Annotated in this window: 6 protein-coding genes; 4 read left to right on the top strand and 2 right to left on the bottom strand. The window is 72.0% G+C overall.

All coding sequences use genetic code 11. The annotated features are described in order from the left end of the window. Nucleotides 1-182: 182 nt before the first annotated feature. Nucleotides 183-761 carry a GIY-YIG nuclease family protein gene (locus tag Q1V71_RS14325; protein WP_300644612.1) on the top strand — a complete coding sequence of 193 codons (579 nt, stop codon included), beginning with the start codon at nt 183-185 and terminating at the stop codon, nt 759-761. Here Q1V71_RS14325 and Q1V71_RS14320 read toward each other — a convergent pair. Further along, a complete protein-coding gene (locus tag Q1V71_RS14320) occupies nt 751-4,245 on the bottom strand; it encodes a M36 family metallopeptidase (RefSeq protein ID WP_300644611.1) in 3,495 nt (1,164 codons plus the stop codon). The genes Q1V71_RS14325 and Q1V71_RS14320 overlap by 11 nt on opposite strands. A 138-nt stretch (nt 4,246-4,383) precedes the next feature. Here Q1V71_RS14320 and glgP point away from each other — a divergent pair, with 138 nt between their 5' ends. Beyond that, on the top strand, nt 4,384-6,975 hold the full coding sequence (gene glgP, locus Q1V71_RS14315) for an alpha-glucan family phosphorylase (RefSeq protein ID WP_300644610.1): 2,592 nt from the start codon (nt 4,384-4,386) through the stop codon (nt 6,973-6,975). Nucleotides 6,976-7,036: 61 nt separating this feature from the next. Here glgP and glgX read toward each other — a convergent pair whose 3' ends face one another. Further along, on the bottom strand, nt 7,037-9,232 hold the full coding sequence (gene glgX / locus Q1V71_RS14310; protein ID WP_300644608.1) for a glycogen debranching protein GlgX: 2,196 nt from the start codon (nt 9,230-9,232) through the stop codon (nt 7,037-7,039). A gap of 49 nt (nt 9,233-9,281) precedes the next feature. Between glgX and Q1V71_RS14305 the strand changes: the two genes are divergently transcribed. Next, nucleotides 9,282-9,779, top strand: a complete 498-nt coding sequence (locus tag Q1V71_RS14305) for a hypothetical protein (protein WP_300644607.1) — start codon at nt 9,282-9,284, stop codon at nt 9,777-9,779. 44 nt (nt 9,780-9,823) lie between these two features. Then, the coding region (locus Q1V71_RS14300) for an enoyl-CoA hydratase/isomerase family protein (protein ID WP_300644606.1) at nt 9,824-10,326 on the top strand (503 nt) is incomplete at its 3' end.

The raw sequence follows: 10,326 nt of genomic DNA, 5'->3' as shown, positions 1-10,326 counted from the left end.
TGCGGGGCGCCGGCGGTTGAGGAGGTTGCTCTGCAACCGTCTCGAAACCCCCGGCGGTGGTGCGGGGCGCCGGCGGTTGAGGAGGTTGCTCTGCAACCGTCTCGAAACCCCCGGCACCGTCGCTTGTCCACAGGTGGCCGACGCGACTGGTTCGCCGAGTGACATCCGGGCAGACCGGACCCATGACCGCCTGGACCTACATCCTCCGGTGCGCCGACGGTTCCTACTACGTCGGCAGCACCACCGACATCGACCGCCGGCTCAGCCAGCACCAGCTGGGCGAGGGGGCTGCGTACACGCGACGGCGGCGCCCGGTGGAGCTCGTGTGGTGCGCCGAGTTCGAGCGGGTGGACGAGGCCTACTGGTACGAGAAGCAGGTCCAGGGATGGAACCGCCGCAAGCGGGAGGCGCTCATCCGTGGGGAGTACGAGCTGCTCCCCGAGCTGGCGAGCCGGTCGTGGGCGGCGCGGCGGGCGACGGGGTTTCGAGACGGCGCTGGCGCGCCTCCTCAACCGCCGTCGTCTCGGCGGCCGCGGTCGGGGGCACCGTCGGGGTTTCGAGACGGCGCTGGCGCGCCTCCTCAACCGCCGTCGTCTCCGCGGCCGCGGTCGGGGGCACCGTCGGGGTTTCGAGACGGCGCTGGCGCGCCTCCTCAACCGCCGTCGCCTCGGCGGCCGCAGTCGGGGGCACCGTCGGGGTTTCGGGACGGCGATGGCGCGCCTCCTCAACCGCCGACGATGCCCTCATCCGTCAGCGGCTGAAGACCTGCAGCTCGGCGGCGTGCACGATCGTCCCGCGGTCCGACCCGGTGGCGCAGTCGGTGGTGGTGATCGGGTCGTTGTCGAGCTCGCCGGCGTACCCCTTGAACCCGGTGCACTGGTTCTCCAGGGTCACCAGGCGCACCGCGGCGGCGCGGGCCGGCTCCGGGAGCCGGAAGGAGCGCATGGCCTGGGTGGGGGCCGTCGGGCGCGGGCGCACCGACGGGAACGCATCGGGTGCGGAGGTGAAGACACGCGTCCAGCGGGCCTTGCTGCTCCCGCAGTCCGAGGTGCACACCTCGATCGCGAACCGGCGCAGCGCGGTGAAGCGCGAGCCGGAGGCCTGGTCGACGTCCTCGGGACCGTCGACCGGGTTCAGCAGGGCGCTGACCTGGACCCGACGGATGGTCGAGGTGCCGCCGGCGAGGTCCACCGCGACGTAGGGGTTGGACTCGTCGACGTTCTCGGCGGTGATGCCCGCCCAGTTGGTGTCCTCGGTGCCGTCGATCAGCGCCTCGGTCTTCAGCGAGCCCGGGGTCGCGTCGATGACCTTCGCGCCGGCCGCGCCGGCCGCGAGGTTGCGGTGCCTCGGCATCCGCACGGTGCGGGTCTCGCCCGCGCGCAGCTGCAGGGTCGCGCGGTGGAAGCCGCCCTTGCGGGACACGTAGACGACGTCGTACGTGCCGGGCGCGAAGCGCGCGGTCGAGGAGACCTTCTTGGTGCGCGGGTCGGTGTCGGCGGCTGGCGAGGTGCGGGCCTCGAACATGCCGACGAAGACCTGCGTGGGGCCGTTGCCGCCGGTGAAGCGGACCGTGGCGTTGGGCTCCCTGGGCGTGGCGAAGCCGCCGGTCACGTCGTTCTCGTCGGCCTTGGCGATGGTGGCGTTCGCCCCCATGCCGCGGCGGGCGAAGGCGCGCCACATGACCTGCTGGTTCTCGCCACGGAAGCGCATCCGGTCCGCGGCGAGCATGGCGTCGCGGGCGTCGAGCATCGTGGTGCTGCCCTGCTGGAGCAGGAAGGCGTCGAAGAGCAGCTGGATCCAGCGGCGGTTGCCGGGGCAGAACTGCGGGGCCACGGGGGAGGCGTTGGGCGTGCCCTCCGCGCAGGCGACCTGCAGCTTCTTGTCCCGGTAGGGGAAGCGGGCGTCCCACTTCTCCACCAGGGCCTGGCGGACCTCCCACTGGGTGCCGCTCCAGATCTCGCCGTCGGCGTGGACCTGCACCCCGAGGGTGTCGTAGCCGTAGTTGGCGTAGTTGAGCGGGTTGCGGTTGATGGAGAAGTTGCGGATCGCGGTCGTCTTGTTGCCGGTCGCGTAGACGCCGACGGCGAAGATGTTGCCGCCGTTGTCGTAGCCGTGGCTGAACTGGTATTCCGCGGCGACCAGGTCGCCCCACGACTCGCCCATCGCGCCGCCCTGCTGGGAGCCGATGCCCTCGTCCGGGCCGGCGATCATGCGGTTGGAGATGGCGTGGGTGTACTCGTGGCCGACGATGCCCATGTCCAGGCTGCCGTCGGTGCACGGGGCGTAGAAGGCGCCCGCGACCGGCTGGAAGAGGTACTGGTTCGTGATGCCCGGCACGCCGTCCTGCAGCGTGATCTGGTTGGCGTTGTTGCGGCCGGTGGCCACGCCGGTCTCGTCGAAGACCGGCGAGGTGAGCGCGCCCGCCTGGACGTTGCCGGTCTCCTGGTCCGCGGGCACGCCGCCCTTGCCGAAGTTGTCCAGCTGCATGTTGTAGTTGGCCTCGGTGAAGCCGAGGTAGTAGCTGTAGTCGTGCATCCGGTTGTGGGACACGAACAGGTTGCCGGTCACGTAGTTGATGTCGTTGCCGCCCGGCACGAGGTTGGCCGGGTCGCAGGCCGACTCGTTCCAGGCGTCGGTGAACTCACCGGTGTAGTCGCGGACCGGGGAGACCGGGGCCTGGAAGAGGCCACCCGGGCTCAGGGGGCTGCCCCACGCCTCGTGGGTGTTGGCGTTGTTGCCGACCGTGGTCATCGAGGAGCTTCCGGCCACGTTGACCTGGTCCCAGGCGAAGGGCGAGGCGATGTTGGCGAAGGGGCCGGTGCGCTCGGTGCAGTCCGGGGTGTCGGTCCAGCAGCCGACCACGTCGTTGGACGGGGTCTTGCCGACCCGGGTCGAGTCCATCGAGGGGTTGGCCGGGAAGTAGCTCCAGGTGGGCGCGAGGCCCGCGCCGCCGCCGGGCGTGGGGGTGCCCTCGTCGGAGGTGTTCACCACGAGCGCGTAGGTCCCGACGACCACCGAGGCGGCGTCGAAGGGGCAGACCTGGGCGGAGTAGACGCCGGCCGGCAGCGGCTCGGGAGCGGTGTACGTCGCGACCTCGGGGCTGGTGAGCAGGTCACCGGTGAAGAGCAGGCGGTCCTTCGGTCCGAAGAACTTCACGACCACGTCGTCGGAGGGCAGCGCCAGCGCCACGGCGGTGAGGGTGCGGGTCGCGTCGTCGGTGAGCTCGAAGGGGTGCTTGGCGCCGCACTCGGTGGGCGTGATGGTGCCCTGGAAGACCTCCTGCACGGAGTCGTTCTCGACCTGGCGGGCGCGGTGGAGCACGTCGCCGGTCACGGCGTCGACCATCAGCGTGTAGGCGAAGCCGATGCCGCCGGTGTTGTCGACGACGTTGGTCTCGTAGACCGGGCGCACGGTGCCGTCGGCCAGCGCGAGGGCGCGCAGCCGGACCTGCTGCTGCTCGGAGAAGCCGGGCACCGCCAGGCGGGTCCAGGCCACGGTGCCGGCGGTGGCCTCGTCGACGGTCTCGGTGATCTTCGACAGGACCGAGCCGGTGACCGAGCGGCCGACGTTGGCGGCGGCCTCGACCCACGCCTGGACCGGGCTCAGCTCGGCGGCGGGCACCGAGGCGCCGTCGGCGACCCGGGCCAGGGAGGAGGAGACGTAGGCGATCTCGCCGCGGGAGACGCCCACGGTCACCATCGAGCCGATCGCGGGGGAGAGGTCTCCGAAGCGCTGCCGGAACAGCACGGCGTGGCCGGCCTCGGCGGTCGGGCGGCCCTGGGCATCGGGGTAGCTCGCCAGCTGCTGGGCGTTGACCAGCTCGAGGTCGGCCATCGCCGCGCGGGTCAGCCCGAAGAGGCTCGCGTTGTCCTCGAGGAAGGTGCGGGCGGCACGGACGGGGTCGGACGACGTGGCCCGGGCCAGCGCGCCGTCGGCGGGCAGCAGCGAGGCCGGGGTGCCGAGCGCGTTCCAGCGCAGGGTGCTCTCCCCGAGCCGGTCGGCGGCGGCCAGCTGGGCGCGCGTGGGCAGCACCCGGCCGCGCAGGTCGAGGTCGGAGAGACCGGGCACGGTGTCGCCGATGGTCGCGACGACGTCACCGACGACGTCGCCCCGGTCGGCCGCGGCGAGGGCGCCGGAAGAGGTGGCGAGGGCGGGGAGCTGCGCGAGGCCCGGGACCAGGGTGGCGGTCAGCAGGGCGAGGGCGACCGTCGTACGGCGGCCTCGGCGCGAGGGAGCGATGGGCATGGCCTGCACAACGGAGGGCGCGGCCCGTGGTTATGTCCGCGCCGCGGACGAAACACGATCGTCACCGGACCGGTCCACCGGGCCCTCGAGTGGTGCAGGGTCTTGGATCGATCCAAGAAACCGTCTAGCATCCCGCGGGTGCGTGCCATCCGACGCTTCACCGTCCGCCCCGTCCTGCCGGCCGAGCTGGCGCCCCTCCACGACCTGGCGCTGAACCTGCGCTGGTCCTGGCACCCGCCGACCCAGGACGTCTTCGCTGCCGTCGACCCCGAGCGGTGGGAGGCCGTGGGCCACGACCCGGTGCGGCTGCTGGGGGCCGTGGACCGCGACCGGTTCGCCGAGCTCGCCGCGGACGCCGGCTTCCGGGCGCGGCTGGACGCCGCCCAGGCCGACCTGGCGGCGTACCTCGGCACCGACCGGTGGTACCAGCGGGCCCGGGGCGAGCAGGGCGGGGAGTCCCTGCCGCGCGCGATCGGCTACTTCTCCCCGGAGTTCGGCATCACCGCGGTGCTCCCGCAGTACTCCGGCGGCCTGGGCATCCTGGCCGGCGACCACCTCAAGGCCGCCAGCGACCTGGGCGTGCCGATCATCGGCGTCGGCCTGCTCTACCGGCACGGCTACTTCAAGCAGTCGCTGTCGCGCGACGGCTGGCAGCAGGAGACCTATCCGCTGCTCGACCCCGACGAGCTGCCGATCTCGCTGCTGCGCGAGCCCACCGGCGAGCGCACCCGGATCTCGATCACCATGCCCGGCGGGCCCGACCTGGTCGCGCAGGTGTGGGTCGCCAGCGTCGGCCGGGTGCCGCTGCTGATGCTCGACACCGACGTGGAGGAGAACCCCGCGGCGTACGTCGAGGTGACCGACCGGCTCTACGGCGGCACCTCCGAGCACCGGCTGCGCCAGGAGCTGCTCCTCGGCGTCGGCGGCGTCAAGGCGCTGCGCGCCTACTGCCGCATCACCGAGCACCCCGAGCCCGAGGTCTTCCACACCAACGAGGGGCACGCCGGCTTCCTCGGCCTGGAGCGGCTGCGCGAGCTGACCGTCGACCCCGCCGGCCCCGGGCTGGACCTCGACACCGCGCTCGAGGTCGGTCGCGCCTCGACCGTCTTCACCACCCACACCCCGGTCCCGGCCGGCATCGACCGCTTCCCGCGCACCCTGGTCGAGCAGTACTTCGGCGAGGGCGGCGCCGTGCCCGGCGTCCCGCTCGACCGGGTGCTGGCCCTGGGCGCGGAGGACTACGAGGGCGGGGACCCCGGCGTCTTCAACATGGCCGTCATGGGCTTCCGGCTGGCCCAGCGCGCCAACGGCGTCTCCACGCTGCACGGGCGCGTGTCCAGGCACATGTTCGAGGGGCTGTGGCCGGGCTTCGACGACGCCGAGGTTCCGATCGGCTCGATCACCAACGGCGTGCATGCGCCGACCTGGGTGGACCGCAAGGTCGCCGAGGTGGCGGACCAGTACGTGGGGCCGGAGCTCACCGAGCACGGTCGCGGCTGGGGCGAGCTGATGAAGGTGCCCGCTGCGGACGTCTGGCGGGTCCGGGGCGAGCTTCGCGCCCAGCTCGTGGAGGAAGCCCGCAAGCGCGTGCGCGCCTCGTGGCTGAAGCGGGGGGCGTCGGCCGCCGAGCTGCGGTGGGTCGACGGCATCCTCGACCCGAACGTCCTGACGATCGGCTTCGCCCGCCGGGTGCCGACCTACAAGCGTCTGACGCTGATGCTTCGCGACCCCGAGCGGCTGAAGTCGCTGCTGCTCCATCCCGAGCGACCCATCCAGCTCGTCGTCGCCGGCAAGTCGCATCCCGCCGACGAGCAGGGCAAGCGGCTCATCCAGCAGATGGTCCGGTTCGCGGACGATCCCGCGGTGCGCCACCGCATCGTCTTCCTGCCCAACTACGACATCGCGATGGCACAGCGCCTGTACCCGGGCTGCGACGTGTGGCTGAACAACCCCGTGCGCCCGCTCGAGGCGTCCGGGACCTCAGGTATGAAGGCCGCGCTCAACGGGTGCCTCAACCTGTCGATCCTCGACGGGTGGTGGGACGAGTGGTACGACGGTGAGAACGGCTGGGCGATCCCGACCGCTGACGGCGTCGAGGACGACGACAGGCGCGACGACCTCGAGGCCGCCGCCCTGTACGACCTCATCGAGAACTCGGTTGCGCCGCGCTTCTACGACCGAGGCGCCGACGGCCTTCCCGAACGGTGGATCGAGATGGTGCGGCACACGCTCTGCACCCTCGGGCCGAAGGTCCTCGCGAGCCGGATGGTCTCCGACTACGTCGAGCAGCTGTACCTGCCCGCCGCCGTGAGCGCGCGACAGATGGACGGCCCGAAGTACGACGGTGCCAGGGAGCTCGCCGCCTGGAAGCAGCGCGTGCGCCAGCACTGGGGCGAAGTGCACGTCGACCACGTCGAGTCCGGCGGGCTCGGTGACGTCCCACAGCTCGGTGAGGTGCTGCGGGTCCGCGCATACGTGTCGCTCGGGGAGCTGTCTCCCGACGACGTCGACGTCAAGGTCGTGCACGGGCGCGTCAACGAGACCGACGACCTGACCGACGTCGTCGCGGAGTCCCTCGACCACTGCGAGAGCTACGAGGCGGGCCGGCACCAGTTCGCCGGCGAGATCCGGCTGCGCCGCACCGGACCGTTCGGGTACACCGTCCGGGTGCTGCCCAAGCACGCGGGTCTGGCCAGCCAGGCCGACCTCGGGCTGGTCGTCAACGCCTGACCGAGTGGTCATTCCGGCTGCGGGACCGGCCTGATCGGCTGGCCCTGTGATCGGCTCGTCGTCAGCGCAGCGCTCGGTACAGACGCACGCTCCGCTCGGCGACCACGACGCCACCGCCGGCCGGCGTCGTGACGTGCGGGACGTCGTCCGGGTGCTCGAACGCGCTGTCCCACAGCAGGTGGAACGACCGCGCCCACGGTGTCGGCGGGAGCGTCAGAGGGACCGGCTCGTCCCCGGCGTGCAGGACGATCAGCACCGACCCGCGGGGGGTGGGGTCGTACAGGAACATCTGCAGGGTGCGCAGGGACGCATCGTGCCAGCGGTCGTGGTCCATCAGCGTGCCGTCCGCGGCGAACCAGCCGAGGTCGGTGGTGCCGTCGGTGTGGACGGCGCGACCGGCGAAGAACCGGTCCTGGCGCAGGGCGGTCAGCTCACGCCGCCACCGGAGCAATGCCGCTGTGGTGGCGAGGAGGTCCTGCCGCCACCGCTCGAGCTGCTCGGGCTGGTCCGGCCGGTCGTCGCCCCAGTCCAGCCACGACGTCTCGTCATCCAGGCAGTAGGCGTTGTTGTTGCCGTGCTGGGTGCGTCCCAGCTCGTCGCCGGCGGTGATCATCGGCACGCCGGTGGCGAGCAGCAACGTCCCCAGCAGGGCACGCATGCTGCGTCGGCGGGCGGAAAGGACGTGCGCGTCGTTTGTCTCGCCCTCGACCCCGTGGTTCCAGGCGCGGTTGTCGTCGGCGCCGGCGGCGCCGCCATCTCCGGTGGCCTCGGTTTGCGTTCGTTCGTACGCCGTGAGGTCGGCCAGGGTGAAGCCGTCGTGGGCGGTGACGAAGTTGACCGACGCGGTCGGCGTGCGCGGCGCGGCGTCCAGGGAGGCGGACCAGCTGAAGAAGTCCGCGGAACCGGCGAGGCGAGTGGCCAGATGCCTCACCCCGTGACCGAGAACGCCCTCGTGCCTGCGGGTTTCGGCCGCGTCGGCCAGCCAGAACGTCCGCACGTCGTCCCGGAACCGGTCGTTCCACTCCGAGAACGGCGCCGGGAACTGGCCGGTGCGCCAGCCGTGGTGGCCGACGTCCCAAGGTTCGGCGATGAGCTTGACGCGGCTGAGAACCGGGTCGGTCCGCAGGGCGACGAGGAAGGGGTGGTCGGGCTCGAAGCCGGCGGTGCCCCGGGCCGGGGTGGTGGCCAGGTCGAACCAGAACCCGTCGACTCCGAACGCGGTCACCCAGTAGCGCAGCGAGTCCAGGGCGAGGCGGACCGTCCACGCGTTGCGGAAGTCCAGGGTGCCGCCGGTGCCGGTGACGTCCAGGTCCCGACCCCGGGAGTCGAGACGGTAGTAGGTGGCTGCGTCGAGACCACGCAGGCTGAACATCGGGCCCTCGACGCCGCCCTCGGCGGTGTGGTTGTAGACCACGTCCAGCACGACCTCGATACCGGCCTCGTGCAGGGTGCGGATCGCCTGGGCCAGCTCGACGATGACGGCGTCGGGGCCTGCCTTGCGAGCGGCAGCCGTCGCGTAGCGGGGCTCCGGGGCGAAGAACGACAGAGTGCTGTAGCCCCAGTAGTTGCGAAGCCCCCGGCGCACCAGCGCCGGCTCGTCGCCGATCGCGTGGATGGGCAGCAGCTCGAGCGTGGTGACACCCAGCCGGGTCAGGTGCTCGACCACGGCCGGGTGGCCGAGGGCCGCGTAGGTGCCGCGCTCGTCGGCCGGCACCTTCGGGTGCCGCATCGTCAGGCCACGCACGTGCGCCTCGTAGATCACCGTCTCCGGCCAGGACACCTTCGGCTGCAGGCTCAGATCCGCCTGCGGCGGGGCGACGACGACGCCGTGCGGCACGTCCGCAGCCGAGTCCTCGTCGTTCGGGATGGCAGCGCCGCCCTCGAAAGCGCGCCCGTCCAGCGGAAGCCAGGTCTCGCCGTCCACCTCATGGGCGAAAACGGCTGGACCCCAACTGATATGGCCGTCGATCGCACGTGCGTAGGGGTCCAGCAGGAGCTTTGCGGGGTTGTACCGGTGACCCCGCGCGGGCTCCCAGGGGCCGTGCGCCCGCAGGCCGTAACGTTGACCGTGCGTGACGCCGTCCAGGTGTCCGTGCCAGACGCCGTGCGTGCGCCCGGTGAGTGGGAGGCGTCGCTCCTCGCCGTCGGTGAACAGGCAGACCTCGACGGCCTCCGCGTGCATCGCCAGTACCGCGACGGAGGCGCCGGTGGGCGTGAGATGCACGCCGAGCGGCGGTGGAGCGGAGGGCGCGGGCATGGGGGCAGTCTGCCGTGGCGGCCCGGAAGGCGCCGTCTACGGTGGTCGGATGAGTGATCCGACCTCGCTGCCGTCCTTTCCGCCGCCGCCGGACGAGCACCCCCTGCGCGGACGGGTGCTCGACGCGCTGATCGACGAGGGCGGCCAGCCGGTTCTGGACGACGACGGCGACGTCGTGGTCGTGGTCAACGACCAGCGGATGTTCGTGCGCTGTGCCGACGGCCAGGTCCCGATGATGCGCGTCTTCGGGCAGTGGCGGATCGGCGATACGGTGCCGGCCGACCCGCTGACGCGGCTGAAGGTCGCCGGTGACCTCACCACGCGGATGAACCTCGTGAAGGTGGCCGTGCACGACGACGTGCTGTTCGTCGCCATCGACGTGCTCGTGACGCCCGAGATGCCCTTGCCTGCCGTGCTGAACAGCTGTTTCGCCGCGATCTTGAACAGCGTCCGGGTGTGGCACGAGAACGCCGGTGGTGGCGGTGAGTGCGGTCCGGAGAGCTCTGGCGGCCCCGAGAACGTCGGTGGCGGCGGGAGCGAGGGCTAGGCTCCGGCGCCAGAAGAGCCGTCGAACTGGCGAGAGGGAGTGACATGGGCGAGGTTGTGCGCCTTGAGGTCGAGGACGGGATCGGCACCATCCGGCTGGACCGGCCCCCGATGAACGCGCTGGACACCGAGCTGCAGGAGGGCATCCGGGCAGCGGCCACGGAGGCGGGGGAGCGGCGCGACGTCGCAGCTGTTGTCGTCTACGGCGGGGAGAAGGTGTTCGCGGCGGGTGCGGACATCAAGGAGATGCAGACCATGTCCTACACGGACATGGTCGACCGCTCGGCGGCTCTGCAGTCCGCGTTCACAGCGGTCGCCAAGATCCTCAAGCCGACGGTCGCCGCGGTGACGGGCTACGCGCTCGGTGGTGGCTGCGAGCTGGCGCTGGCCTGCGACTTCCGGGTGGCGGGGGCGGGCGCCAAGCTGGGGCAGCCGGAGATCCTGCTCGGGATCATCCCGGGAGCCGGCGGCACCCAGCGGCTCGCGCGACTGGTCGGGCCGGCCAGGGCCAAGGACCTGGTGTACTCGGGGCGGCACGTGAAGGCCGA

Source organism: Nocardioides sp., from assembly GCF_030149505.1.
GTDB lineage: Bacteria > Actinomycetota > Actinomycetes > Propionibacteriales > Nocardioidaceae > Nocardioides.
Note: the sequence above shows the minus strand (reverse complement) of the source record. Positions and strands in the feature narration are given on the sequence as shown.